The 25,446-nt window shown below is 73.9% G+C and carries 27 protein-coding genes; 8 read left to right on the top strand and 19 right to left on the bottom strand.

All coding sequences use genetic code 11. The features are described from left to right. The first annotated feature begins 206 nt into the window (after positions 1 to 206). Genes OG534_RS27300 through OG534_RS27270 form a run of 7 tightly spaced genes read left to right on the top strand, consistent with a single transcriptional unit; the run spans position 207 to position 8,978 of the window. The gene (locus OG534_RS27300) at positions 207 to 1,193 is read left to right on the top strand and encodes an ADP-ribosylglycohydrolase family protein (protein WP_326591453.1); all 987 of its coding nucleotides are present in this window, start codon (positions 207 to 209) and stop codon (positions 1,191 to 1,193) included. Beyond that, positions 1,190 to 3,214, top strand: coding sequence for an ADP-ribosylglycohydrolase family protein (locus tag OG534_RS27295; protein WP_442807157.1), 2,025 nt, complete (start codon positions 1,190 to 1,192; stop codon positions 3,212 to 3,214). Before OG534_RS27300 ends, OG534_RS27295 begins: the two co-directional genes overlap by 4 nt. Next, positions 3,211 to 4,356: an ADP-ribosylglycohydrolase family protein gene (locus OG534_RS27290; protein WP_326591451.1), complete on the top strand. Its 1,146-nt coding sequence runs from the start codon at positions 3,211 to 3,213 to the stop codon at positions 4,354 to 4,356. The genes OG534_RS27295 and OG534_RS27290 overlap by 4 nt, the downstream gene beginning before the upstream one ends. Further along, positions 4,353 to 6,068 (top strand): ADP-ribosylglycohydrolase family protein, encoded by a 1,716-nt coding sequence (locus tag OG534_RS27285; RefSeq protein ID WP_326591449.1) that lies wholly within the window; start codon positions 4,353 to 4,355, stop codon positions 6,066 to 6,068. The genes OG534_RS27290 and OG534_RS27285 overlap by 4 nt, the downstream gene beginning before the upstream one ends. After that, positions 6,065 to 6,976 (top strand): ribokinase, encoded by a 912-nt coding sequence (rbsK, locus tag OG534_RS27280; RefSeq protein WP_326591447.1) that lies wholly within the window; start codon positions 6,065 to 6,067, stop codon positions 6,974 to 6,976. The genes OG534_RS27285 and rbsK overlap by 4 nt, the downstream gene beginning before the upstream one ends. Next, complete coding sequence (locus OG534_RS27275) at positions 6,976 to 8,166, top strand: CaiB/BaiF CoA transferase family protein (protein WP_326591445.1); 1,191 nt, start codon at positions 6,976 to 6,978, stop codon at positions 8,164 to 8,166. The genes rbsK and OG534_RS27275 overlap by 1 nt, the downstream gene beginning before the upstream one ends. Further along, positions 8,163 to 8,978: an HpcH/HpaI aldolase/citrate lyase family protein gene (locus tag OG534_RS27270; protein WP_326591443.1), complete on the top strand. Its 816-nt coding sequence runs from the start codon at positions 8,163 to 8,165 to the stop codon at positions 8,976 to 8,978. Before OG534_RS27275 ends, OG534_RS27270 begins: the two co-directional genes overlap by 4 nt. 218 nt (positions 8,979 to 9,196) lie before the next feature. Here OG534_RS27270 and lgt read toward each other — a convergent pair whose 3' ends face one another. From lgt to hisI, 11 genes are all read right to left on the bottom strand, one after another. After that, entirely contained in the window at positions 9,197 to 10,198 is a 1,002-nt protein-coding gene (gene lgt, locus OG534_RS27265; RefSeq protein WP_326591441.1) for a prolipoprotein diacylglyceryl transferase, read from the bottom strand. Between the two features lie 87 nt (positions 10,199 to 10,285). Further along, on the bottom strand, positions 10,286 to 11,278 hold the full coding sequence (locus tag OG534_RS27260; RefSeq protein ID WP_326591439.1) for a DsbA family protein: 993 nt from the start codon (positions 11,276 to 11,278) through the stop codon (positions 10,286 to 10,288). Positions 11,279 to 11,388: 110 nt separating this feature from the next. Further along, complete coding sequence (gene trpA, locus OG534_RS27255) at positions 11,389 to 12,219, bottom strand: tryptophan synthase subunit alpha (RefSeq protein ID WP_326591437.1); 831 nt, start codon at positions 12,217 to 12,219, stop codon at positions 11,389 to 11,391. Next, positions 12,216 to 13,463 carry a tryptophan synthase subunit beta gene (gene trpB / locus OG534_RS27250; RefSeq protein WP_326591435.1) on the bottom strand — a complete coding sequence of 416 codons (1,248 nt, stop codon included), beginning with the start codon at positions 13,461 to 13,463 and terminating at the stop codon, positions 12,216 to 12,218. Before trpB ends, trpA begins: the two co-directional genes overlap by 4 nt. Positions 13,464 to 13,668: 205 nt before the next feature. After that, entirely contained in the window at positions 13,669 to 13,893 is a 225-nt protein-coding gene (gene trpM / locus OG534_RS27245) for a tryptophan biosynthesis modulator TrpM (RefSeq protein ID WP_326591433.1), read from the bottom strand. 9 nt (positions 13,894 to 13,902) lie between these two features. Beyond that, positions 13,903 to 14,712 (bottom strand): indole-3-glycerol phosphate synthase TrpC, encoded by an 810-nt coding sequence (gene trpC / locus OG534_RS27240; RefSeq protein WP_326591432.1) that lies wholly within the window; start codon positions 14,710 to 14,712, stop codon positions 13,903 to 13,905. A 172-nt stretch (positions 14,713 to 14,884) separates the two neighbouring features. Next, positions 14,885 to 15,355: a DUF2752 domain-containing protein gene (locus OG534_RS27235; RefSeq protein WP_326591430.1), complete on the bottom strand. Its 471-nt coding sequence runs from the start codon at positions 15,353 to 15,355 to the stop codon at positions 14,885 to 14,887. 67 nt (positions 15,356 to 15,422) lie between these two features. Continuing rightward, complete coding sequence (locus OG534_RS27230) at positions 15,423 to 15,674, bottom strand: HGxxPAAW family protein (RefSeq protein ID WP_326591429.1); 252 nt, start codon at positions 15,672 to 15,674, stop codon at positions 15,423 to 15,425. A 112-nt stretch (positions 15,675 to 15,786) separates the two neighbouring features. Then, entirely contained in the window at positions 15,787 to 16,509 is a 723-nt protein-coding gene (locus OG534_RS27225) for a TIGR02234 family membrane protein (RefSeq protein WP_326591428.1), read from the bottom strand. A 14-nt stretch (positions 16,510 to 16,523) separates the two neighbouring features. Beyond that, positions 16,524 to 18,014: an anthranilate synthase component I gene (locus OG534_RS27220; RefSeq protein ID WP_326591427.1), complete on the bottom strand. Its 1,491-nt coding sequence runs from the start codon at positions 18,012 to 18,014 to the stop codon at positions 16,524 to 16,526. A 15-nt stretch (positions 18,015 to 18,029) separates the two neighbouring features. Beyond that, positions 18,030 to 18,398: a phosphoribosyl-AMP cyclohydrolase gene (hisI, locus tag OG534_RS27215; protein WP_326591426.1), complete on the bottom strand. Its 369-nt coding sequence runs from the start codon at positions 18,396 to 18,398 to the stop codon at positions 18,030 to 18,032. Between the two features lie 91 nt (positions 18,399 to 18,489). Here hisI and OG534_RS27210 point away from each other — a divergent pair, with 91 nt between their 5' ends. Beyond that, a complete protein-coding gene (locus OG534_RS27210; protein ID WP_326591424.1) occupies positions 18,490 to 19,122 on the top strand; it encodes a TIGR03085 family metal-binding protein in 633 nt (210 codons plus the stop codon). A 542-nt stretch (positions 19,123 to 19,664) separates the two neighbouring features. On the opposite strand, the gene hisF is transcribed toward OG534_RS27210, so the two are convergent. The 8 genes from hisF to hisD are packed head-to-tail and all read right to left on the bottom strand — an operon-like array spanning position 19,665 to position 25,381. Then, a complete protein-coding gene (hisF, locus tag OG534_RS27205) occupies positions 19,665 to 20,420 on the bottom strand; it encodes an imidazole glycerol phosphate synthase subunit HisF (protein WP_326591423.1) in 756 nt (251 codons plus the stop codon). Beyond that, positions 20,417 to 20,806, bottom strand: coding sequence for a RidA family protein (locus tag OG534_RS27200; RefSeq protein ID WP_326591421.1), 390 nt, complete (start codon positions 20,804 to 20,806; stop codon positions 20,417 to 20,419). The genes hisF and OG534_RS27200 overlap by 4 nt, the downstream gene beginning before the upstream one ends. Then, positions 20,803 to 21,540, bottom strand: a complete 738-nt coding sequence (gene priA, locus OG534_RS27195) for a bifunctional 1-(5-phosphoribosyl)-5-((5-phosphoribosylamino)methylideneamino)imidazole-4-carboxamide isomerase/phosphoribosylanthranilate isomerase PriA (protein WP_326591419.1) — start codon at positions 21,538 to 21,540, stop codon at positions 20,803 to 20,805. Before priA ends, OG534_RS27200 begins: the two co-directional genes overlap by 4 nt. Beyond that, the gene (gene hisH, locus OG534_RS27190; protein ID WP_326591417.1) at positions 21,540 to 22,190 is read right to left on the bottom strand and encodes an imidazole glycerol phosphate synthase subunit HisH; all 651 of its coding nucleotides are present in this window, start codon (positions 22,188 to 22,190) and stop codon (positions 21,540 to 21,542) included. Before hisH ends, priA begins: the two co-directional genes overlap by 1 nt. Then, a complete protein-coding gene (locus OG534_RS27185; protein ID WP_326591416.1) occupies positions 22,187 to 22,354 on the bottom strand; it encodes a hypothetical protein in 168 nt (55 codons plus the stop codon). Before OG534_RS27185 ends, hisH begins: the two co-directional genes overlap by 4 nt. Positions 22,355 to 22,356: 2 nt before the next feature. Next, entirely contained in the window at positions 22,357 to 22,950 is a 594-nt protein-coding gene (hisB, locus tag OG534_RS27180; protein WP_326591415.1) for an imidazoleglycerol-phosphate dehydratase HisB, read from the bottom strand. Then, positions 22,947 to 24,062: a histidinol-phosphate transaminase gene (locus tag OG534_RS27175; protein WP_326591414.1), complete on the bottom strand. Its 1,116-nt coding sequence runs from the start codon at positions 24,060 to 24,062 to the stop codon at positions 22,947 to 22,949. The genes hisB and OG534_RS27175 overlap by 4 nt, the downstream gene beginning before the upstream one ends. After that, on the bottom strand, positions 24,059 to 25,381 hold the full coding sequence (hisD, locus tag OG534_RS27170; protein WP_326591413.1) for a histidinol dehydrogenase: 1,323 nt from the start codon (positions 25,379 to 25,381) through the stop codon (positions 24,059 to 24,061). The genes OG534_RS27175 and hisD overlap by 4 nt, the downstream gene beginning before the upstream one ends. Between the last annotated feature and the right edge of the window lie 65 nt (positions 25,382 to 25,446).

Raw genomic sequence — 25,446 nt, 5'->3', positions numbered from 1 at the left:
GCCCCGCTCCCCCTGAACACCTCGAAACTACGCACGATTTCTGCCGCCCGCCAGCAAGGAAGGCCGTACTTACCTGCGGTTTTGCGGGTCGGCGACCGGGTGACGACGGGGCGCGCGGGGTGTTTCGCGACGAGCGACAAACCACATGCCATGGCACAAATCCCCCAAGGGCTCATCATGAGTCCCATCAAGTGGAGAGGCGCGCCATGGAGCTGATTGCATGCAATCCGCAGGTCCTCCTCGAACGGGCCAGGGGCGCTCTTCTGGGCCTCGCGGTGGGCGACGCGCTGGGCGCCCCGGCGGAGAACATGAAGCCGTCGGAGATCCGGGCGAAATGGGGCCGCATCGAAGGCTTCGTGTCGGACGACCCGGCGGGCACGGACGACACCGAGTACGCGATCTTCTCGGGGCTGCTGCTGGCCCGCCACGGCTCGGCGCTCACCGTCTCCCACGTGGAGCGGGCCTGGCACCACTGGATCGCGGACCTCGACGAGGGCCCGTTCCGCGGCGCGGGCTTCTCGGAGCGCGGCACCCTGGAGAACCTCCGCCGGGGGCTGGCGGCCCCCATCTCCGCGCAGCACCGGCACGCGTGGTCGGACGGCCTGGCGATGCGGGCGGCGCCGTTCGGAGTCTTCGCGGCGGGCCGGCCCGCGGAGGCGGCCCGGCTCGTCGCCATCGACGGCACGGTCAGCCACGACGGCGAGGGCATCTACGGCGGCCAGGCGGTGGCGGCGGGCGTGGCCGCGGCGATGGCCGGCGGCAGCCCGGCCTCCGTCGTCTCCGCGGCCCTGTCCGTGATCCCCTCGGACTCCTGGACGGCCCGCTCGCTGCGCCGGGCGGTCACCGCCGCCCCGCGCGGCGAACGGGCGGTGCGCTCGGCGGTGGTCATCGGCGGCTACCCGTGGACGGACCTGGCCCCCGAAGCCGTCGGCCTCGCCTTCGGCGCGTTCGCGGCGTGCCGGGGCGACTTCCCGTCCTCGGTCCTGACCGCGGTCAACATGGGCCGCGACGCGGACACCACGGCGGCGGTGGCGGGCGCGCTGGCCGGCGCGATGTCGGGCGCCGCCGCGATCCCCGCCGCCTGGTCCTCGGCCATCGGCCCGGTCCGCGGCAGCTGCCTCCCCTCGATGCGGGGCTACCACGTCCTGGACATCGCGGACCTCCTCACCCCCGAATACGAGGCCCCCCGATGACCCCGGAGGCCCCCGCCAACCCCCCGACCGAACACACACACACCACCCTCGCCACCCTCCCGCCGACCCCGGCCCCCGCCCCCGCCCGGGCAGCCCCGGCAGCCCCGGCAGCCCCGGCCACCCTCCCGCCGGACCCGGCCGCCGCCGTGGCGAGCCGCGCCCCCGTCCCGGCCCGTCCCGGACTGCCCTCGGCCGGGACGGCCGCGGGCGGGCGGGGCCCGGTCGATCCGATGCCACCCACGGCCCTCGCCACCCTTCCGACGGACCCCGCCCCCGCCCCGGCAGGCATGAGGCTCGTCGTGGCAGGCTCGACCACCCTGCCGCCGGACCCGGCTGCCGACCAGGCAGGCGTGCCCGCCCTCCCGGCAGGCACGGCCACCCCGGCCCGCTTCGGCCTGCCGCCGGTCGGGCCCTCTGCGGGCGGGCACGCCCCGGCCGAACCCGGCCCACGCGCCACCCGCGCCGCCCGCGCCGCCCTCCCGGCAGACCCGGCCGCCGGCCCGGCACGCTCCACCACCCTCCCGCCGGACCCGGCCTCCGCCGCCCCGGCAGGACCGGCTGCCTTCCCGGTGGACATGGCTCCCGTTCCGGCCCTCCCCGGCCTGTCGGTGGCGGGGCCGACGGTGGACCGGCCGGTCCCGGCGGCCCCGGCCGAAGCGGGACCGGCCGCGGGCCCGGCGGAACCGGGGTCCGGGCCACCGGTGGACCCGGGGTCCAGGGGCCTGCCCCTGCTTTCGGGAAGGGGCGGGGTGGGGGAGATCGCCGTGGTGCGGGCCGCCGGAGCCCCCGGCGGCGGGGTCGGGGTCCTGCGCGCGGAACCCCGTACGGGCCCGGCCGACGCACGGACCGTCCAGCCCGCCCAGCCCGCCGCCGGCCAACGCCGCATCGAGGGACTCCTCCTCGGGCTCGCCGCAGGCGACGCCGCCGGCTGGCCCGCCGCCCGCCACCGCGCCAGCCGGATGCCCGAGTGGACCCGCCGCCTCACCCGCGAGCTCGACACCTTCGCCGAGCAGAACGCCACCACCACCCTCCCCGTCCCCATCGCCCTCAACCAGCCCCCCGAACCCCTGCGCCTCGGCCCGTCCGACGACGCCGAATGGGCCGCGTTCGTCGCCGAGTCCGTGCTCACCGCCGCCGGCGTCCTGCTCTCCGACCTCAGCCGGTCCAGAAGAATGCGCGCCGCCATCGACCTCGCGTGGAACGCCCTCGCCTCCGAGGTCGCCGCGGCGGCGGAACGCGCGCCCGAGGTCGAGTCCGCCGTCCTCCCCCTCCGCGCCCGGATCTCCGTCCGCGCCGGCCTCGGCAACCTCGCCGCCGGCCTGCGCCCGCCCGCCACCGGCCACGACAACCCGCACTACTTCGACGACGCCGCCTGCATCCGCGCCTGCGTCCTCGCCGTCGTCCATCCCGGCGACGCCGCGGCGGCGGCCGACCTCGCCGAGTTCGACGCCCGCTACACGCAGGACGGCGACGGCGTCCACGGCGCCCGCGCCATGGCCGCCGCCATCGCCACCGCCCTCACCACCGGGAACGTCGACGCCGCCGTGGACGCCGCCCTCGCCCAGCTCCCCGAGGCCACCGAGATCGGCCGCAACGCCCGCCACGCCGTCGGACTCGCCCGCACCCACCTCCGTACGCACGCCGACGGCGGCGCCTTCGCCATCGTCCCCACCCTCGAACACGAGATCGTGGACCACGTCTACAGCTACGGGATCGCCGCCGCCGAGACCGTCCCCGTGGCCCTCGCCCTCGCGACCGCCGCCCGCGGCAGGGTGACCGAGGCCGTCCCGGCCGCCGCCTGCCTGTCCCGCGTCGCGGACTCCGCCCCCGCCCTCGCCGGAGCGCTCACCGGTGTGCTCGGCGGCGGCGACTCGATCCCCGCCGCCTGGCGCGAGGCCTGCCGCACCCTCTCCGGCTGCGCCCTGCCCCGCCTCGCCGGCACCGACCTCGTCGAACTCGCCGCGCTCCTCGCGCGCACGGAACTCACCTCACCCAAACCTCAGGGGATGATTCGGACATGACGCTCACGTTGGAGGACCGGGCCGCAGGCGCCCTCGTCGGAGCGGCCGTCGGCGACGCGCTCGGCGGCCCGGTGGAGGGCTGGACCCCGGACCAGATCGTGGAACGGCACGGCGGCCGCGTGCACGGCATCGTCGGCCCCTGGTACGAGAACTGGCGCACGGCCCGCCCCATCGCGCCGTACCACAAGGGCGACGGACACGTCACGGACGACACCTTGATGACGCACGCGCTGGTGCGGGTCTACGAGGCCGTACGGGACCACCTCGACGCCTACGCGATCGCCGAGCACCTGGTCCCGGACCTCATGTCCACCCCGCGCTGGATCCCCGAACTGGAGGCCGAGGCCCTGCCGTTGCAGCGGGTCTTCCTGGCGGAGAAGTGGATCGTCACCCGCCTCCACTACGCGCACGTCGACCCGCGCGAGGCCGGCAGCGGCAACATCGTCAACTGCGGTGCGGCGATGTACATGGCGCCGGCGGGCATCGCCAACGCGGGCAACCCGGCGGGCGCGTACGCCGAGGCGCTGGACATCGCCGGCGCGCACCAGTCCTCGTACGGGCGGGAGGCGGCGGGCGTGTTCGCGGCGGCGGTGGCGGCCGCGTGCGTGCCCGGGGCGACGGCGGCCTCGGTCGTGGACACGGCCCTGGCCCTGGCCAAGGACGGCACGCGCACCGCGATCGCGGCCGTGTGCGAAGTGGCCGCCGCCCACCGGGACTTCGAGTCGGCGCTGACCCCGCTGCGGGCGGCGGTGGCCCCGTACGACTCGGTCGGGCCGGACTACCGCAACCCCTCGCTCGACGCCCGCCGCCCCTCCCGGCTCCAGGCCATCGAGGAACTGCCGATCGCCCTCGGCATGCTGCTGATCGCGGACGGAGGGTACGAGGGCTCGGTCCTCGGCGCCGTCAACTACGGCCGGGACTGCGACTCCATCGCCACCATGGCGGGGGCGATCGCGGGGGCCCTGGGCGGCGAGGCGGTGATCCCTGCGGCCTGGGCCAAGCAGGTCGCCGAGGCCAGCCGCCTCGACCTGCACGCCCCGGCCCGGTCGCTGGCCGCCGTGGCCCGCGAGATCTTCGCCTTGGACCGCACCCGCCGCCGGGCCCACGAGTCGGCCTTCACCGCGATCGCGGACCCCCGGTGAGCGGTGCTGCCTGCGGGAACGGAACCGGGCGTACGGAGGGACCCGCGCCCGGTCCCCCCGTACGCCTGACCTGGGCGCAGCCCGAGGACCTGATCGGGCACGAGCTGCGGCAGGCCGCCGAGGACGGCCGGGACGCCGGATCCGCCCGGCGGGCCTGGCCGGCGGCGGGCGGCCACCCGGCGCCCGAACGGGCCGGAGCCTCCCCCACCCCGGCGCCCCCGGAACTCCGCGCCCTCGCGTCCCGCCTCCTGGACGAGCTGGCCTCCCTTCCCCGCCCGCTCTCCGCCGACGAACCGGACTCCTGGGAGTCCATCCGCGCCGCCTGGCCCGAGGTCCCGCCCTGGCGCGGCGAAGCCGCGACCGCACCCACGGCCCGGACCTCGCGGGCGGCGCCCGACACCCGCGCGCAGCCCCCCACCGCCGCGGCGGGCGCGGGCGCCGGGGAAGCCGGGGCCCTCCGCCCGGCAGTCGACGCGCTGCCCACCGGGCCCGTCCAGCCCGTCCAGCCCGTCCAACCTGCCGGAGGCCTGGATCGGGGCACCCGCCCCGATCCAGGCCCCCGGGGCCTGCCCCGGACGACAGGGGGCCGGGAGCCCGCCCTCGGAGCGGGGCCCCGGGACACGGCCCCGGCTTCGCGGGTCCCGGGGGCCGGCACCGGTCTGCGGACCCGGCTGGAGGCCGCCTGGCTCGGGCGGGCCGTCGGGTGTCTGCTCGGCAAGCCCGTCGAGAAGCTGCCGCTGGAGGGGATCCGCGCCCTCGCCCGCGCCGCCGGCAACTGGCCGCTGGACGACTGGTTCACCGCCCGCGGCGTCCCGCCGGAGCTGCTGGCCGCGTACCCGTGGAACCGCCGCTCCGCCCCCACCTCGCTCGCCGAGAACATCGACGGCATGCCCGAGGACGACGACCTGAACTACCCCCTCCTCGGCCTGCTCCTGCTCCAGCGGCACGGCAAGGGCTTCACCACCGCCGACGTCGCCCGCCTGTGGCTCGACGAGCTGCCCGCCGGGCGGACCTTCACCGCCGAGCGCATCGCCTACCGCAACCTCCTCCTCGGGCTGGAGCCGCCCGCCACCGCCACCCACCACAACCCCTTCCGCGAGTGGATCGGCGCCCTCATCCGCGCCGACGTCCACGGCTGGACCAACCCCGGGGACCCGGCCGCCGCCGCGGCCCAGGCGTACCGGGACGCCGCACTGACCCACACCGGCAACGGCGTCTACGCCGCCCTGTTCGTCGCCGCCGCCACCGCCGAGGCGGCGACCGGCCGCGCCGACGTGCACGCCGCGCTCCGGGCCGGACTGGCCGTCGTACCGCCCCGCTCCCGCCTCGCCGAGGCCGTCCGCTTCGCGATCGGCGCCGCACGGGACACGGCCGGCTTCGACCTGGTCGTCGACCGGCTGCACGCGCGCTACGGGCACTACCACTGGGTCCACGCCGTGCCCAACACCGCCCTGATCACCGCCGCCCTCACCCACGCCGACGGGGACTTCACCCGCTCCGTCTGCCGCGCCGTGTCCGGCGGCTGGGACACCGACTCCAACGGGGCCACCGCCGGCGCGCTCGCCGGACTGGTCGCCGGCTCCCCGGACGCCCTCCCGGACCGCTGGACCACCCCCCTCAAGAACCGCCTCGCCACCACCGTCCCCGGCTTCGACGGCATCGGCTTCGACACCCTCGCCCACCTCACCGCACAGGAGGCAGCACGCTCATGACGGCCATCGCCGTGCTCGGCAGTACGAACATGGACCTCGTCGCCTACGTCCCCAAGGCCCCCCGCCTCGGGGAGACCGTCACCGGCCGGGCCTTCCGCACGGTCCCCGGCGGCAAGGGCGCCAACCAGGCCGTCGCCGCCGCCCGCTCCGGCGGGGAGGTGGTGATGATCGGCGCGGTCGGAGCCGACGAGTTCGGCGTACGGCTGCGCTCCGCGCTCACCGCGGCCGGGGTCGAGACGGCGGCCCTGCGCACCGTCGAGGGCGCCAGCGGCACCGCCCACATCACCGTGGACGACGAGGGCGGCAACAGCATCATCGTCATCCCCGGCGCCAACGCCCACGTCACCGGGCTGGAGGCGGGCGACGACGCCCGGATCGCCGCCGCCGGCTCCCTCCTCCTCCAGCTCGAACTGCCCCTCCCCGCCGTCCTCGCCGGCGCCCGCGCCGCCCGCGCGCACGGCGTCCGTACGGTGCTCACCCCGGCCCCCGCCCAGCCGCTGCCCGCCGAGCTCCTCGCCGCCACCGACCTCCTGGTGCCCAACGAGCACGAGGCCGCCACCCTGACCGGGCTCACCGACCCCCGCCAGGCCGCCGAGGCCCTGCTGGACGACGTGCCCGAGGTGGTGATCACCCTCGGCGCGGCCGGCGTCCTGTACGCCGCCCGCGGCCGGGAGCCCCTCTCCGTGCCCGCGCCCCGGGTCCGGGCCGTGGACACCACCGCCGCCGGGGACACCTTCGTCGGCGCCCTGGCCGTGGCCCTCGGCGAGGGCCGGCCGATGCCCGTCGCCCTGCGCTGGGCCTCGGCGGCGGCCGCGCTGTCCGTCCAGCGCCCCGGTGCCCAGGACTCGATGCCCGCCCGCGCCGAAACCGACGCCTTCGCCGCGACGCAGCCCGGAGCCGCCTCGTGATGACCGCCGGGCCCCTGCAGGGGCTCCGCGTGCTCGACCTCGCCACCCTCTTCGCCGGGCCCCTCGCCGCCACCCTGCTCGGCGACTTCGGAGCCGAGGTCGTCAAGGTCGAGCACCCCGACCGTCCCGACCCCTCCCGCGGCCACGGCCCGGCCAAGGACGGCATCGGCCTGTGGTGGAAGCTGCTCGGCCGGAACAAGCGGACGATGACCCTCGACCTGTCCACGCCCGGTGGCCGGGACACCCTGCTGCGGCTCGCCGCCACGGCCGACGTGGTCATCGAGAACTTCCGCCCCGGCACCCTGGAGAGGTGGGGGCTGGGCTGGCCCGAGCTGTCCGCCGCCAACCCGCGCCTGGTCCTGGCCCGCGTGACGGCCTTCGGCCAGCACGGCCCGTACGCCCACCGCCCGGGCTTCGGCACGCTCGCCGAGGCGATGAGCGGGTTCGCCGCGATCACCGGCGAGCCGGAGGGTCCGCCGACGCTGCCGCCCTTCGGGCTCGCCGACTCGATCGCCGCGCTGACCACCGCGTACGCCGTCATGACGGCCCTCGCCGGCCGGGACCGCACCGGGCACGGACAGGTCGTGGACCTGGCCATCATCGAGCCGATGCTGACCGTGCTCGGCCCGCACCCGCTCTGGTACGACCAGCTCGGCTACGTCCAGCCCCGCACCGGCAACCGCTCCGCCAACAACGCCCCCCGCAACACCTACCGCAGCGCCGACGGCCGCTGGCTGGCGGTCTCCGCCTCCGCCCAGTCCATCGCCGAGCGGGTGGTGCGGCTGGTCGGGCGGCCCGAGCTGATCGGCGAGCCGTGGTTCGCGACCGGCGCCGGGCGGGCCCGGCACGCGGACGTCCTGGACGACGCGGTCGGCGGCTGGATCGCCCGCCACAAGGCGGAGGAGGTCGTCGCCGCCTTCGAGGAGGCCGAGGCGGCCGTCGCCCAGGTCTACGACGTCCGGGACGTGATGGAGGACCCCCAGTTCGCGGCCCTCGACACGGTCACCGAGATCGAGGACCCGGAGCTGGGACCACTGCGGATGCAGAACATCCTCTTCCGGCTCTCCGAGACCCCCGGCGGGATCCGCTGGGCGGGCCGCCCGCACGGGGCGGACACCCGGGAGGTCCTGACCGAACTCGGCCTGACCGAGGCCGAGATCACCGCGCTGCGGAGCGGGGGAGCCCTGTGATCCTGACCTGGCTGTACGCGCCCGGCGACCGCCCCGAGGTGGTCGCCAAGGCCCTCGGCTGCGGGGCGGACGCCGTCATCGTCGATCTGGAGGACGCGGTACCGGCCTCCCGCAAGGAGTACGCCCGCGCCGCCACCGCCGACCTGCTCGGCGAGCGGCCACCGGTGCCCGTCCACGTCCGCGTCAACGCCCTCGACTCCCCCTGGGGCGGCGCCGACCTCACCGCGCTCGGCGGGCTGCACGGCCTCGCGGGGCTGCGGCTGCCCAAGATCAGCGCCCCGGAGCAGATCGCCGCCGTCGCCGTCCGCACCGGCGGAGTGAGCCTGCACGCGCTGCTGGAGTCGGCGGTGGGCGTGGAGCGCGCGTACGAGATCGCCCGCGCGCACCCCGCCCTGCGCGGGCTCTCCCTCGGCGAGGCGGACCTGCGGGCCGACCTGGCCGTCAGCGCGGAGGCGGGCCTGGACTGGTGCCGCTCGCGGGTGGTGGTGGCCGCGCGGGCGGCGGGGCTGGCGCCCCCCGCCCAATCCGTCTTCCCGGACATCCGGGACCTGGAGGCGCTGGCCGTCTCCTGCGTCCGCGGTCGCGCCCTCGGGTTCCTCGGCCGGGCGGCGATCCACCCGCGGCAGCTCCCGGTGATCGAGCGTGCCTATCTGCCGGCGCCGGAGGAGGTGAACGCCGCGGTGGAGGTCCTGAGCGCGGCCCGGGCTACGCCGGGGGCGCTGGCGCTGCCCGACGGGCGGTTCGTGGATCCGGCCGTGGTGGCGGCTGCGCACCGCACCCTTGCGCTCGCCGCGCGGGTCCCGGCGCGCTGAGCGGAGCCCGTGCTCCCGCGGAGCCGAGCGCGGCGCGGCTTCCCTGGGCTCCGCCCCGGACCCCGCGCCTCAATCGCCGGCGAGGCTCAAAGATCGGGGCTCCGCCCCGGACCCCGCGCCTCAAACGCCGGCGGGGCTGATAGCGGCTCCCGCTGATATCGGAACGCGCAAGAGGGGTGCCGCGGCGTGTGCGGCACCCCTCTTGCAGAGCGTTCGGGTCAGGGTGTGTCGGACTCCGCGGTGGTGTCGTCCTCGGTCCGCCGCGGCTTGCGCAGGTCGGCCTTGGCGAGCTCGCCCTTCGTCAGCACGGACGCCTCGACCTTGGCCTCCGACATGTCCGAGGGCTCGTCCCCGGCCTCGGCCTCGGTGGCCTCCGCGTCCCCGCCCTTGCCGCCCTTGCCGCCGGAGGCGTCCGGCTCGACGACCGTCTCGCGGCCCGGCCGCAGCTTCGCCGAGAGCACGAAGTAGACGACCGCCAGAATGAAGACGACGATCGAGGTCCAGACGTTCAGCCGCAGGCCCAGGATGTGGTGCGCCTCGTCGACGCGCATGTACTCGATCCAGCCGCGGCCGACGCAGTACGCGGCGACGTACAGGGCGAAGGCCCGCCCGTGGCCGAGCGTGAAGCGGCGGTCGGCCCAGATCACCAGGAAGGCGACGCCGACGCACCACAGCGACTCGTACAGGAAGGTCGGGTGGTAGGTCCCGGCGTCCCGGTTCGGGCCCGCGGTGATCTCCACCGCCCACGGCAGGTCGGTGGCCCGGCCGTACAGCTCCTGGTTGAACCAGTTGCCCCAGCGTCCGCAGGCCTGGGCCAGCGCGATACCGGGGGCCAGGGCGTCCGCCCAGGCCGGCAGCGGGATGCCGCGCAGCCGGCAGCCGATCCAGGCACCCACCGCGCCCAGCGCGATCGCTCCCCAGATGCCGAGGCCGCCCTCCCAGATCTTGAAGGCGTCGACCCAGTTGCGGCCCTCGCCGAAGTAGAGCTGGTAGTCGGTGATCACGTGGTAGAGGCGACCGCCGACCAGGCCGAACGGCACCGCCCACACGGCGATGTCCGCGACCGTGCCCGGCTTTCCGCCGCGCGCGATCCAGCGCCGGTTGCCGAGCCAGACGGCGACGAAGACGCCGATGATGATGCAGAACGCGTAGCCGCGGAGCGGGATCGGTCCGAGATGGATCACGCCGGTCGACGGACTGGGGATGTAAGCAATGTCCATGGCAGAGCTGACGCTACCCTGCCGGGCGGTGCTGAGGGCAACCGCCCGGCAAGACGAAACCAAATCCAGACATGGACCGGGCGGCGCTCAGTTCTCCGAGGAGCCGTTCGAGCGACCGTTCGAGGAGCTGTTCGACGAGCTGCCCGAGGAGCCGTTCGACGTGGTCCTGGTGGGTGAGGGCGACGGCGAGGGCGAGGCCTTCGCCCCGGACTTCGTCGACGGGGAGGCCTTCGCCTCCCCCTCCCCCTTCCCGTTCCCGGCTCCCGCTCCGGCCTCGGAACCGCCGGAGGCCTTGCCCGCGGCCTCCACCTGCTCCTTCAGCTTCTGCGGGGTCAGCGGGTTGGCCTGGTCGGCGAAGATGTCCTTGCCGTTCAGCAGCACGCTCGGTGTGCCCCGGAAGTTCCCGGCGCCGAAGGCCTCGTACGACTTGGTCACCCAGCTGTTGTACGTGCCGTCCTCCACGCACTTGCGGAACGCGGGAGTGTCCAGCCCGTCCACCTTGCCGGCCAGCTCCAGCAGCTTGGCGTTCTTGCCGTAGGCGTCGTCGATCTCCTGCGGCTGGTTCTGGAACAGGACGTCGTGGTACGCCGTGAACTTGCCGGCGTCCTGCGCGCAGGCCGCCGCGTTCGCCGCCTTCAGCGAGCCGCTGCCGCCCATCTTCGCGTCGATGAGGGTGACCAGGTGGTAGTCGACCTTGAGCAGCCCCTTGGCCTCCAGGTCGTGGATGACGTCCCGGTACTGGTCCTCGAAGACCTTGCAGGCGGGGCAGCGGAAGTCCTCCCAGACGGTGAGGGAGGACTTGGCCTCGGCCTTGCCGGTCTGGATGGCGAGGGCGTCCTTGCCGGTGGCCCCCGAGGGCGCGACCACCGGGCCCGCCTTGGAGGAGCCGTCCTTGCCGGTGTTGGCCGCGATCACGCCGACGACGGCCGCCAGGCCCAGCACGCCGACCACCGCCGCCGTCACGATGAGGGTCCGCCGGCGCTTGTCCCGGGTCTTCTGCCGCTCGCGCTCCACGAGGAGTCGCTCCCGGGCCGATCGTTTCGTCGCATCGCGGTTCGCACCGTCGTTCTTCTCGCTCACGTTCGGCCAAACGAAGCGGGGAGGCACTCGCGTGCCTCCCCGCTCCCACTTCCACCCGATCGGGCTACAGAACCCGTTCAGACGTCCGCGCCTTCGATCGAACGCGCACGTCAGCTCCTGCGCACGCCTTCCGCGAGCTCGCCAGCGAGCGACCGTACGGCGTCCAGTCCGGCCGGCAGGTCCGGCGCGTCCAGCAGCAGCTTCACGAAGGCCGAGCCGACGATCACGCCGTCGGCGAAGCCCGCGACCTCCTTGGCCTGGACGGCGTTGGAGACGCCCAGACCGACGCAGACCGGCAGGTCGCTGGTGGCGCGGGTGCGGCGCACCAGGTCGGCGGCCTGGTTGCCGACCGATTCGCGGGTACCGGTGACCCCCATCAGGGAGGCGGCGTAGACGAAGCCGGAGCCGGCCGCCGTGATGGTGGCCAGGCGCGCGTCCTTGCTGCTCGGGGCCACGACGAAGACGGTCGCCAGACCGTGCTTCTCGGCGTGCTCGCGCCACAGCGCGGACTCCTGCACCGGCAGGTCGGGCAGGATGCAGCCGGCGCCGCCCGCCGCCGCCAGCTCGGCCGTGAACCGCTCGACGCCGTAGCGGTCGATGGGGTTCCAGTACGTCATCACCAGGACCGGGGCCCCGGTCGCCTCGTGCGCCTCGCGGACCGTACGGATCACGTCGGCGATCTTCACGCCACCGCGCAGGGCGATGTCGTCGGCGGTCTGGATGATCGCGCCGTCCAGCACCGGGTCGCTGTGCGGGAGGCCGATCTCGACGATGTCCGCGCCGCCCTCGATGACGGCCTTGACGGCCTCGATGGCGCCGTCGACGGTCGGGAAGCCCGCCGGGAGGTAGGCGACGAGGGCCGCGCGGTCCTCGGACTTCGCCTTGGCGAGGGTGTCGCTCAGCAGCTGGATGCGACCGGTCTTCTCACTGGCGGTGGTCACTTCGACTCCCCCTCGGTCCCGTTGTCGTACAGCCCGAAGTAGCGGGCGGCCGTGTCCATGTCCTTGTCGCCGCGGCCGGACAGGTTGACCACCAGCAGGCCGTCCTTGCCCAGCTCCCTGCCCAGGTCCAGGGCGCCCGCCAGCGCGTGCGCGGACTCGATGGCCGGGATGATGCCCTCGGTGCGGGAGAGCAGCCGCAGGGCCTGCATCGCCGCGTCGTCGGTGACCGCGCGGTACTCGCCGCGGCCGGTGTCCTTGAGGTAGGAGTGCTCCGGGCCGATGCCCGGGTAGTCCAGACCGGCCGAGATGGAGTAGGGCTCGGTGATCTGGCCCTCCTCGTCCTGGAGGACGTAGGAGCGGGAGCCGTGCAGGATCCCGGGCTCGCCCGCGGTCAGCGTGGCCGCGTGCTCGCCGGTCTCGACGCCGTGCCCGGCGGGCTCGAAGCCGACCAGGCGGACGCCGGCGTCCGGGATGAAGGCGTGGAAGAGGCCGATGGCGTTCGAGCCGCCGCCGACGCAGGCCGCGACGGCGTCGGGCAGCCGGCCGGCGCGCTCCAGGATCTGGCGGCGGGCCTCGACGCCGATGACCCGGTGGAAGTCGCGGACCATGGCGGGGAAGGGGTGCGGGCCGGCGACCGTGCCGAAGAGGTAGTGGGTCCGGTCCACGTTGGCGACCCAGTCGCGGAACGCCTCGTTGATCGCGTCCTTCAGAGTCCGGGAGCCGGACTTCACGGCGATGACCTCGGCGCCCAGCATGCGCATCCGGGCCACGTTGAGGGCCTGGCGCTGGGTGTCGATCTCGCCCATGTAGACGGTGCAGTCGAGGCCGAAGAGCGCGCACGCGGTGGCGGTGGCCACGCCGTGCTGGCCGGCGCCGGTCTCGGCGATGACCCGGGTCTTGCCCATGCGCTTGGTGAGCAGCGCCTGGCCCAGCACGTTGTTGATCTTGTGCGAGCCGGTGTGGTTCAGGTCCTCGCGCTTGAGGAAGATCCGCGCCCCGCCGGCGTGCTCGGCGAAGCGGGGCACCTCGGTGAGGGCGCTGGGGCGGCCGGTGTAGTTGACCATGAGGTCGTTGAGCTCGGCCGCGAAGGCCGGGTCGCCCTTGGCCTTCTCGTACTCGACGGCGACCTCGTCCACGGCGGCGACGAGCGCCTCCGGGATGAACTTGCCGCCGAAGTCGCCGAAGTAGCCCTCGGCGTTCGGAACGTGACCCTCCGGGTCCGGGATGAAGAACTCGCTGGACATGTCCAGTGCTCCTACGGGTGCGAGATGCGGCGGGGTGGATTCACCGTATTGCGCCGCCCGCCCGCGCCGCGCACACCCCGCTGGGGGATGTGGTGCGGACGGTACGGGGCGGCCCGCGCCCGGAGCCGGTCGGCCCGGGCGGCAGGCCGTACGGGACCCCCTCGCGGCGCGGTACGTCTCGCGTACCGGGCCGCGGCGGCCCTCGTTACAGCGCGCCTCCGCGGCGCCATCGCATGCCGTTGACCTGACCGGGCTCGGAGCCGATCACGTAGCGGACCCGTCGCCCGTGCACGCGCCGGGCCGGGGCACGGCAGCCGCGGGGGCGGCAGCCGCGCGCCAGGGGCGCGTGCGCCGTCGGCACGCCGACCCTGCCGCGGCGAGCTGCCGGCGGCGCGGACTGCGTACGGACGGAGGGGCGGTCGTGGGTCATGGGAACGGGTCAGCTCCGCCCGTGGCGCAGGGCGGGGTGGGCGCCGGCGGCGACGAGGTCGGCCACGGCCGACTTCGGGTCGCGGCCGGTCACCAGGGACTCCCCGACGAGGACGGCGTCGGCGCCCTCGTTCGCGTAGGCGATCAGGTCGTGCGGCCCGCGGATGCCGGACTCGGCAATCTTGACGATGTGGGCCGGGATCTCGCCGACGACGCGCTCGAAGGTGGAGCGGTCGACCTTGAGGTCCTTGAGGTTGCGGGCGTTGACGCCGATGATCTTGGCGCCTGCGGCGACCGCGCGCTCCACTTCGTCCTCGTCGTGGACCTCGACGAGCGGGGTCAGGCCGATGGACTCGGCCCGCTCGATGAGGGAGACGAGGGCCTCCTGCTCCAGGGCCGCGACGATCAGCAGGACGAGGTCGGCGCCGTAGGCGCGGGCCTCCCAGAGCTGGTACGCCGTGACGATGAAGTCCTTGCGCAGGATCGGGATGTCCACGCGGGCGCGGACGGCCTCCAGGTCGGCCAGCGAGCCGCCGAATCGGCGCTGCTCGGTGAGGACGGAGATGACCGCCGCACCGCCCGCCTCGTAGTCGGCGGCGAGCCCGGCCGGATCCGCGATCGCGGCCAGCGCGCCCTTGGAGGGGCTGGAGCGCTTGACCTCGCAGATCACCTTGACGCTGTCGCCGCGCAGGGCAGCGACGCCGTCCTTGGCCTGGGGCGCCTTGGCGGCACGCTCCTTGAGCTCGTCGAGGCTCACGCGGGCCTGCCGTTCGGCAAGGTCTTCGCGGACCCCTTCGATGATCTCGTCGAGCACACTCACGCGAGCGGCCCCCTTCCGGGTCGATGACGGTCGGCCGCCTTGCAGACACGTACAACTGCAAGGTCAGCAATCAAATGGTATCCGCAGGAGGCGTTGCACTCCGCACGCGGTTGACGGCGTCCCAGTAACTGGACAGTCGGAATCCGGGCTTCATCCGGGCTGCCGGGCGGGCTCAGGGGGCCAGCGCCGAGCCGAAAGAAAGATTTCGGACGACGACGAACACCAGGGCCACCGCGCCCAGCGCCCACCAGTACGGCGGCCGCAGGACGATCCTCGGAACCGGCCCGCCGCGGCAGGCGCGAACCAGCCACAGGGCCATGAACCCCGCGAAGGCGAAGTAGGCCACGACGGCGAGGGCATTCGCCCCGAAAGCGGTGATCAGATCGCCGTGGGCGAACGCGTGCGCGCTGCGCAGGCCGCCGCAGCCGGGGCACAGGATTCCGGTCAGCCGCAGCAGCGGGCAGACCGGATAGTGGCCGGGCTCGTTGGGGTCCACGGTGCCCACGTATGCAAAGGCCGAGGCGGCCGCGGCCAGGTAGAGCGCCGGGACGGCGAGCCGCCGGGCCCGTGATGCCGGGGGCGTCGGCGACGGCCGGACATCGGGGCTGTGTGAGGCGTCCACCCGCTGATTCTCTCCGGTCATGACGAAAGGCGCAGCCCGGCGGGGCCGCGCCTTTCGGCTGGGTTGCCGGTGACGGCGTGGGTCACGCTCAGACCTTGGCGGGAACCTTGGCCGCGGCGATGACGTCGGCGAGGTCCTTGTGGGCGGCCTTCGGCGCACCCATGCCCGCGGCCCGCATCGCCAGGCCGACGACACCACCGATCGCGACGACGACGAGACCGGCCCAGAAGCCCAGCGGGTTCGCGAGCACCATGAAGGCGCCGGAGATGCAGAAACCGATGAAGGCGATGATGACACCGGTCCAGGCGGCCGGGGTGTGTCCGTGGTCTGTGCCCGCCATGAGTTGCTCCTCGTTGCTCTGTCGCGGTGCTGTGTGGAAAGCGCGGTCTGTGTCGAACGGCTCGGGGCCCATTGTCCCGCACCGGGCGCGTTCGCCGTCCACGGGGGTCGGGTCAGCGTGCCTGGTCGGCGGGCGGGTCCGCAGGGGGATTCGTGGCCGGATCCGTGGCCGGATCCGTGGCCGGATCCGTGGTGGGATCCTCGCCGCGGTCCAGAGCCTTCCACAGATCTTCCGGCCGGTCCGGATCCACCGCCGCGACCCTGCGCGGACGGGCGCTGCCGTCACGCTCGTAGCGGCCTCCCATCGAGGGCCAGCCCCGGCCGAAGCGCAGCGCCAGCAGGCCCGCGGCGAGGATCAGGAGGGCGCCGGCGGCCGTGACGTACGGCCAGGTCGTCTGGGTCAGCCCGGCCGCGTGCGCCGCGGTGTCCGCGGTCGTACGGGCGGCCTGCGCGTCCAGGGCCCGACGGCCGTCCGCGCCGAAGAGGGCGGACAGGGCCGCACCCAGGCCGCTGAGCGCCAGCAGCGCCGAGACCAGCAGCCGGCTCTTGCCGCGTACGGCGAAGACGGCGACGAGCGCGGCGAGGCCCACGATGGCCAGGGCGGCGGGGAGGCCGGTGACGGCCCGCCCGTCCGCGGCCAGCTGGAGCGCGTCGCCGTCGATGGCGGTGGTGCCCCGGGCCCAGGTCCGGCCGGAGGCGAGCAGGACGACGGTGGCGCCGAGCGTGCCGAGCAGCAGGGCCGCGGCCACGCTGCGCCGGGCGCTGCGGTGGCCGGGAGCCTCGGGCTCGGAGTCGGCATCGGATCGGGGCGGGGGTACGGCACTCACGTACCCCACTATCCCCTACGCCTTCAAGAGCCGTGGAGGCGGTTCGCCGCTCCCACCGCGCGCAGCACGGCGGCCGCCTTGTTGCGGCACTCGTTGTCCTCCAGTTCGGGCACCGAGTCGGCGACCACACCGGCGCCGGCCTGCACGTACGCCGTGCCGTCGCGCAGCAGCGCGGTGCGGATGGCGATGGCCGTGTCGGAGTCCCCGGCGAAGTCCAGGTAGCCCACGCAGCCGCCGTAGAGGCCGCGGCGGGAGGGTTCCAGCTCCTCGATGATCTGCATGGCGCGGGGCTTGGGCGCGCCGGAGAGGGTGCCGGCCGGGAAGCAGGCGGTGAGCACGTCGAAGGCGGTCTTCCCCTCGGCGACCCGCCCGGTGACGGTGGACACGATGTGCATGACGTGCGAGTACCGCTCGATCTTCATGAAGTCGACGACCTCGACGGAGCCCGGCTCGCAGACCCGGCCGAGGTCGTTGCGGCCCAGGTCGACGAGCATCAGGTGCTCGGCGCGCTCCTTGGGGTCGGCCAGCAGCTCCTCGGCGAGGTCGTGGTCCTCCTGCGGGGTCGCACCGCGGTGACGGGTGCCGGCGATGGGGTGGACCATGGCCCGCCCGTCCTCGACCTTGACCAGCGCCTCCGGGCTCGACCCGACCACGTCGAAGCCGTTCTCGAAGCGGAAGAGGTACATGTACGGGGACGGGTTCGTGGCCCGCAGCACCCGGTAGACGTCCAGCGCGGAGGCCCGGCAGGGGGTCTCGAACCGCTGCGAGGGGACCACCTGGAAGGCCTCGCCGGCCCGGATCCGCTCCTTGATGTCCTCGACGGCCGCCTGGTACTTCTCGCCGCCCCAGAGGGCGGAGAACTCGGGCAGCTCGGAGTCGGGCAGCGGGGCGGGCACGTAGGGGGCGGGCCGCGCGAGGTCGGCCTCCATGGCGTCGAGGCGGGCCACGGCGTCCGCGTACGCCTCGTCCACGCCCGAGTCGAGGTCGTTGTGGTTGATGGCGTTGGCGATGAGCTGGACGGTGCCGTCCCAGTGGTCCATGACCGCCAGGTCGGAGGTGAGCAGCATGGTCAGCTCGGGCAGCTTCAGGTCGTCGCCGCCGTGCTCGCCGATGCGCTCCAGGCGGCGCACGATGTCGTAGCCGAGGTAGCCGACCATGCCGCCGGTGAAGGGGGGCATGCCGCCCGCCAGGTCGCGGGGGGTGTGCAGGGCCTCGACGGTGGCGCGCAGGGCGTCGAGGGGGTCGCCGTCGACGGGGACGCCGACGGGCGGGGTGCCGATCCAGTGTGCGCGGCCGTCGCGGGCGGTCAGGGTGGCGTCGCTGCGGACCCCGACGAAGGAGTAGCGGGACCAGGAGCGGCCGTTCTCGGCGGACTCCAGCAGGAAGGTGCCGGGGCGTTCGGCGGCCAGCTTGCGGTAGAGCCCGACGGGGGTGTCCCCGTCGGCCAGCAGCTTGCGGCTCACGGGGATGACGCGGCGGTCGGCCGCAAGCTTGCGGAACGTCTCAAGATCCATGGCGTGGGACCCTACCTAGTCGGCTGCGCGGAGGAGGACATCGTCGTCGAAGCAGGTACGGGTGCCGGTGTGACAGGCGGCTCCGACCTGGTCGACCTTGACGAGCACGGTGTCGGCATCGCAGTCGAGGGCGACGGACTTCACGTGCTGGAAGTGGCCGGATGTGTCGCCCTTCACCCAGTACTCCTGGCGGCTGCGGGACCAGTAGGTGCAGCGGCCGGTGGTCAGGGTGCGGTGCAGGGCCTCGTCGTCCATCCAGCCGAGCATGAGCACCTCACCGGTGTCGTACTGCTGGGCGATGGCCGGTACCAGGCCGTCGGCGGAGCGCTTGAGGCGCGCGGCGATGGCGGGATCGAGGTTGCCGGGGCGGGGGGACGTACTCATGTGGCCATTGTGCCGGGCCGGGATGGGAGCAATGATCCTTGTCCGCCTGATGGGCGGGCGCGCGGCGTGTTCCGGCCTTAGGCTGGCCCGCATGTCTACCCATGCGAAGCGTGAACGACTGCTGCTGGCGGACCTGTTGGAGGCGGCCGGTCCGGAGGCCCCCACGCTGTGCGCCGGCTGGACCTGCCGGGATCTGGCCGCGCACGTCGTCGTCCGGGAGCGGCGGCCGGACGCGGCGGGCGGGATCCTGCTGAACGTCCTGAAGGCCCGCCTGGACAAGGCGATGGAGGAGTACACGGCCAAGCCGTACGAGGAACTGGTCCGGCTGATCCGCACCGGCCCGCCGAAGATGTCGGTGTACGCGCTGAAGCAGCTGGACGAGGCGGCGAACGCGGTCGAGTTCTACGTCCACGCGGAGGACGTCCGCCGGGCGCAGCCGGACTGGTCCCCGCGGGAGCTGGACCCGGTGTTCTCGGACTCGCTGTGGTCGCGCCTGGAGAAGCTGGCCCGCCTCACGGGCCGCCGGTCGCCGGTGGGCCTGGTGCTGCGCCGGCCGAACGGGCAGACGGCGGTGGCGCACAAGGGGGCGCCGGTGGTGACGGTGACGGGCGAGCCGGGTGAGCTGACGCTGTTCTGCTTCGGCCGCCAGGACGCTGCCGCTGTGACGCTGGACGGGGAGAAGGAGGCCGTCGCCAAGCTGACGGTGGCCGAGCTGGGCATCTGACCTGCGGGCCGTCCTCCGGGGGCCAGCCCCCGGACCCCCGCGCCTCAAACGCCGGCGGGGCTGGGGATGTGTGCCCTGGACGGGGTCGGACCGGGGGTGGGGGTGCGGTGCCGCCGGGGGGTGTCTCCTCGGCTCGCGCCTGCGGGCATGTCCCGGCCGTACGGGGTGGTTGCGCGCTCGTCCTGCGGGGACACCCCCCACCGTCCCCACACCCCCACCCGGCGGATCCGCGCCCCGTCTCGGACGAAGCGGGGCCGTGGGGCGGGGACACTCCGGGGGCTCCCCGCAGGACGAGCGCGCAACCCAGGCCGCACGGCAGAACCACGGCCGCAGGCGCGAGCCGAGGAGAGCCCCCGGAGGGGCACCGCCCCACCCGAAGCTGTCGGCATGCTCGACCCGAGGGCCACGCCTCCGGCCAGGGGCACGAACCCAGCCCCGCCGGCGATTGAGGCGCGGCCACCGGGGCCGCAGCCGGGGGACCGACACGCACCGCCCGGCCAGGGCAGGGGCGTGGCCACCGGGGCCGCACCCGGGAGGGACGGTCAGCGGACGGGGTGGCCCGCTTCGCGGAGGGCGGACTTGACCTCGGAGATCCGCAGGTCGCCGAAGTGGAACACCGACGCCGCGAGCACCGCGTCCGCGCCCGCCTCGATCGCCGGGGCGAAGTGCGCGAGCCGGCCCGCACCGCCGGAGGCGATCACCGGGACCGTGACGTGCTTGCGCACGGCCGCGATCATCTCGGTGTCGTAGCCGTCCTTGGTGCCGTCCGCGTCCATCGAGTTCAGCAGGATCTCCCCGGCGCCCAGCTCGGCCGCCCGGTGGGCCCACTCGACGGCGTCGATGCCGGTGCCCTTGCGACCGCCGTGCGTGGTGACCTCGAAGGTGCCCGCTTCGGTGCGGCGCGCGTCCACGGACAGCACGAGGACCTGCCGTCCGAAGCGCTCCGCGATCTCCTCGATGAGCTCGGGACGCGCGATGGCGGCCGTGTTCACGCCCACCTTGTCCGCGCCGGCCCGCAGCAGCTTGTCCACGTCGTCGGCGGTGCGGACGCCGCCGCCCACGGTCAGCGGGATGAAGACCTGCTCGGCGGTCCTGCGCACCACGTCGTACGTGGTCTCGCGGTTGCCGGAGGACGCGGTGATGTCGAGGAAGGTCAGCTCGTCGGCGCCTTCGGCGTCGTACAGCTTGGCCATCTCCACCGGGTCACCGGCGTCGCGCAGGTTCTGGAAGTTGACGCCCTTGACGACCCGGCCGTTGTCCACGTCCAGGCAGGGGATCACGCGTACGGCGAGGCTCATCCGGACACCGCCTTGTACGCCTCGACCTCCACCTCGACGACCATCGAGGGGTCGACGAAGCCGGAGACGATGAGCATCGTCGCGGCCGGGCGGACCGCGTCGAAGAGTTCCTTGTGCGCGCGGCCCACCTCGTCCACGTCGCGGGCGTGCGTCAGGTACATGCGGGTGCGGACCACGTCCTCGGGGCCGAGACCGGCCTGGGCGAGGGCCTTGAAGGCGACGCCGAAGGCCGCGACCGCCTGGTCGTACGGGCCTCCCGCGTCGGCCGCGGTGCAGCCGGAGACGAGGACCAAGCCGTTCGGGAGCTGGACGGCACGGGAGTACGCGATGACGTCCTCGTAGGGGCCGCCGGAGGAGATGCGGCGTACGTCGGAGGAGCTGCTCATGCGGAGACCACCTTCAGTGCTTCTTCCAGGGTGAACGCCTTGGCGTACAGGGCCTTGCCGACGATCGCGCCCTCGACGCCCAGCGGCACCAGCTCGGCCAGGGCCCGCAGGTCGTCCAGGGAGGAGATGCCGCCCGAGGCCACGACGGGCCGGTCGGTGGCGGCGCAGACGTTCTTCAGCAGCTCCAGGTTGGGGCCGGTGAGGGTGCCGTCCTTGCCGATGTCGGTGACGACGTACCGGGCGCAGCCCTCGGAGTCCAGGCGCGCGAGGGTCTCGTACAGGTCGCCGCCCTCGCTGGTCCAGCCGCGGCCCTTGAGGGTGGTGCCGCGGACGTCGAGGCCGACCGCGATCCTGTCGCCGTGCTCGGCGATGGCCTTGGCGGCCCACTCGGGGGTCTCCAGGGCGGCGGTGCCCAGGTTGACGCGGGTGCAGCCGGTGGCGAGGGCCGCGGCGAGCGAGGCGTCGTCGCGGATGCCGCCGGAGAGCTCGACCTTGATGTCCATGGCGCCGGTGATCTCGGCGACCAGGGCGCGGTTGTCGCCGGTGCCGAAGGCGGCGTCCAGGTCGACCAGGTGCAGCCATTCGGCGCCGGAGCGCTGCCAGGCGAGGGCCGCCTCCAGGGGGGAGCCGTAGGAGGTCTCGCTGCCGGACACCCCGTGCACGAGGCGGACGGCCTGGCCGTCACGGACGTCGACCGCGGGCAGGAGCTCCAGCTTGGCTGAGGACACGGTCATCACAGGGTCTCGATCCAGTTGGTGAGGAGCTGGGCGCCGGCGTCGCCGGACTTCTCGGGGTGGAACTGGGTGGCCCACAGGGCACCGTTCTCCACCGCCGCGACGAAGCGCTCGCCGTGGGTGGCCCAGGTGACCTTGGGGGCGCGGATCAGCGGGTTGGTGACCTCCAGGCTCCAGTCGCGCGCCGCGTAGGAGTGCACGAAGTAGAACCGGGCGTCGGCGTCCAGGCCGGCGAAGGCCTGGCTGTCGGCCGGGGCCTCGACGGTGTTCCAGCCCATGTGGGGGACGACGGCGGCCTTGAGCGGGCCGACGGTGCCGGGCCACTCGTCCAGGCCCTCGGTCTCGACGCCGTGCTCGATGCCGCGCTCGAAGAGGATCTGCATGCCGACGCAGATGCCCATGACCGGGCGGCCGCCGGAGAGCCGGCGGCCGATGATCCAGTCGCCGCGGGCGTCCTTGAGGCCCCGCATGCAGGCGGCGAAGGCGCCGACGCCGGGGACGAGGAGTCCGTCGGCGTCCATGGCCTTGTCGTAGTCGCGGGTGATCTCGACGTCGGCGCCGACGCGGGCGAGGGCGCGCTCGGCGGACCGGATGTTGCCGAAGCCGTAGTCGAAGACCACGACCTTCTTGGTGGGACGTGCTGTGCTCATTCCCAAATTCCCTGGATCCGCAGGACTCCGGCGGCGAGACACATCGCGGAGCCGATGGCGAGCAGCACGACGACCGACTTGGGCATCTGCTGCTTCTGGAAGGAGTAGACGCCGCCGGCCAGGAAGAGGCCGAGGACGATCAGGATGGTGTTGAGGCCGTTCACGGCTAGAGGGCGCCCTTCGTGGAGGGCAGGATGCCGGCCGCGCGCGGGTCGAACTCCGCTGCGTACCGCAGGGCCCGGGCGAGGGCCTTGAACTGGCACTCCACGATGTGGTGGGCGTTGCGGCCGTACGGGACGTGGATGTGCAGGGCGATCTGGGCCTGCGCGACGAAGGACTCGAAGATGTGCCGGGTCATCGTCGTGTCGTACGTGCCGATCATCGGCGCCATGTTCTCGGGCTCGGTGTGCACGAGGTAGGGGCGGCCCGACAGGTCGACGGTCACCTGGGCGAGGGACTCGTCGAGCGGGACGGTGCAGTTGCCGAAGCGGTAGATGCCCACCTTGTCGCCGAGGGCCTGCTTGAAGGCGGCGCCCAGCGCGAGGGCGGTGTCCTCGATGGTGTGGTGGGTGTCGATGTGCAGGTCGCCGTCGGTCTTGACCGTGAGGTCGAAGAGGCCGTGGCGGCCGAGCTGGTCCAGCATGTGGTCGTAGAAGCCCACGCCCGTCGAGACGTCGACCTGGCCGGTGCCGTCGAGGTTTATCTCGACGACGACGGAGGTCTCCTTGGTGGTCCGTTCGACCCGTCCGATGCGGCTCATGCGTGCTGCTCCTTCTTCAGTGCGCGAACCGCTTCCAGGAACGCGTCGTTCTCTGCCGGGGTGCCGGCGGTGACCCTCAGCCGGCCGGGTACGCCGTTGTCCCGGACCAGGACGCCCTGGTCGAGGATCTTCTGCCAGGCGGTGTGCGCGTCGTCGAACTTCCCGAACTGGATGAAGTTCGCGTCGGACTCGGTGACCTCGTAGCCGATGGCCCGCAGTTCGACGACCAGGCGGTCGCGCTCGGCCTTGAGCTGCTCGACGTAGCCGAGCAGGGTGTCGGTGTGCTCCAGGGCGGCCAGCGCGGTGGCCTGGGTGACGGCCGACAGGTGGTACGGCAGGCGGACCAGCTGGACGGCGTCCACGACGGCGGGGTGCGCGGCCAGGTAGCCCAGGCGCAGTCCCGCGGCGCCGAAGGCCTTGGACATGGTCCGGGAGACCACCATGTTCGGGCGGCCCTCGATGAGGGGCAGCAGCGAGTCGCGGTGGCTGAACTCCACGTACGCCTCGTCCACGATGACGAGGGAGGGCTTGGCCGCCTGCGCGGCCTCGTAGAGGGCGAGGACCGTCTCGGCCTCGACGGCGGTGCCCGTGGGGTTGTTGGGCGAGGTGATGAAGACGACGTCGGGGGCGTTCTCGGCGATCGCCTGCTCCGCCGCCTCCACGTCGATCGTGAAGTCCTCGCGGCGGGGGCCGGAGATCCACCCGGTGCCGGTGCCGCGGGAGATCAGCGCGTGCATCGAGTACGAGGGCTCGAAGCCGATCGCGGTGCGGCCGGGTCCGCCGAAGGTCTGCAGCAGCTGCTGGATGACCTCGTTGGAGCCGTTGGCGGCCCAGACGTTCTCGCGCGCGACCGGGTGCCTGCCCGTACGGGTGAGGTAGGCGGCGAGCTGGGTGCGCAGCTCGACCGCGTCCCGGTCGGGGTAGCGGTTGAGGGTGCGGGCGGCCTCGGCGACGCGCTCGGCGATGCGCCGTACGAGCTCCTCGGGCAGCTCGTACGGGTTCTCGTTGGTGTTCAGCTGGACGGGCACGTCGAGCTGCGGGGCGCCGTACGGGGTCTTGCCGCGCAGCTCGTCCCGGATGGGGAGGTCGTCGATCCCGATGTTCGACGTCATGCGGTCGGCACCTTCCATCCGAAGCGCGCCTTCAGGGCGGCGCCGTGCGCGGGCAGGTCCTCGGCCTCGGCCAGCGTCACCACGTGGTGGGTGACCTCGGCGAGGGCGTCCCGCGTGTAGTCGACGATGTGGATGCCGCGCAGGAAGGACTGTACGGACAGGCCCGAGGAGTGGCAGGCGCAGCCGCCGGTGGGCAGCACGTGGTTCGACCCGGCGCAGTAGTCGCCGAGCGAGACCGGGGCCCACGGGCCCACGAAGATCGCGCCGGCGTTGCGCACGCGGGCGGCCCAGGCGGCGGCGTCGGCGGTCTGGATCTCCAGGTGCTCGGCGCCGTACGCGTCGACGACCTTGAGGCCGTCCTCCAGGCTGTCGACGAGCACGATCGCGGACTGCCTGCCGGCGAGGGCGGGCTTGATCCGGTCCTCGACGTGCTTGGTCGCGGCGACCTGCGGCTCCAGCTCCCGCTCGACGGCGTCCGCGAGCTCCGCGGAGTCCGTGACGAGGACGGCCGCGGCCAGCGGGTCGTGCTCGGCCTGGCTGATCAGGTCGGCGGCGACGTGCACCGGGTCGGCCGTGGAGTCCGCGAGGACCGCGATCTCGGTGGGGCCGGCCTCGGTGTCGATGCCGATCCGCCCTGTGAAGTAGCGCTTGGCGGCGGCGACCCAGATGTTGCCGGGGCCGGTCACCATGTTGACCGGCAGGCAGTCCTCGGTGCCGTACGCGAACATCGCGACGGCGACGGCGCCGCCGGCCGCGTACACCTCGTCCACGCCGAGCAGCGCGCACGCGGCGAGGATCGTGGGGTGCGGCAGGCCGCCGAAATCCTTCTGCGGCGGGGACGCGAGCGCGATGGACTCGACGCCCGCCTCCTGGGCCGGCACGACGTTCATCACGACGGAGGAGGGGTACACCGAGCGGCCGCCCGGGGCGTACAGCCCCACGCGCTCCACCGGAACCCACTTCTCTGTCACGGTGCCGCCGGGGACCACCTGGGTGGTGTGCTCGGTGCGGCGCTGGTTCCGGTGCACGATCCGGGCGCGCCGGATCGACTCCTCCAGGGCGGCGCGGACGGCCGGGTCCAGTTCTTCCAGGGCGGCCTTGAGGGCCTCCGCGGGTACCCGGACCTGCGAGAGCTCGACCCCGTCGAACTTCTGCGCGTACTCGATCAGCGCCGCCGTGCCACGATGATGGACGTCCTCGCAGATGGGCCGCACCTTCTCCAGGGCAGCTTCTACGTCGAACTCGGCACGGGGCAGCAGATCGCGCAGGGCGCCGCCCTCGGGGAGGGCGTCACCGCGCAGGTCGATACGAGAGATCACCCCACAATTCTCTCAGACCGCTTCGCGCCACCGGTCGCCCGTATCACTGGCTGATACACGCCCCG

This window comes from Streptomyces sp. NBC_01294, from assembly GCF_035917235.1.
In the GTDB taxonomy this organism is placed as follows: Bacteria; Actinomycetota; Actinomycetes; order Streptomycetales; family Streptomycetaceae; genus Streptomyces; species Streptomyces caledonius.
The sequence above is the reverse complement of the archived record's forward strand: the minus strand, read 5'-3'. Positions and strand labels throughout refer to the sequence as shown.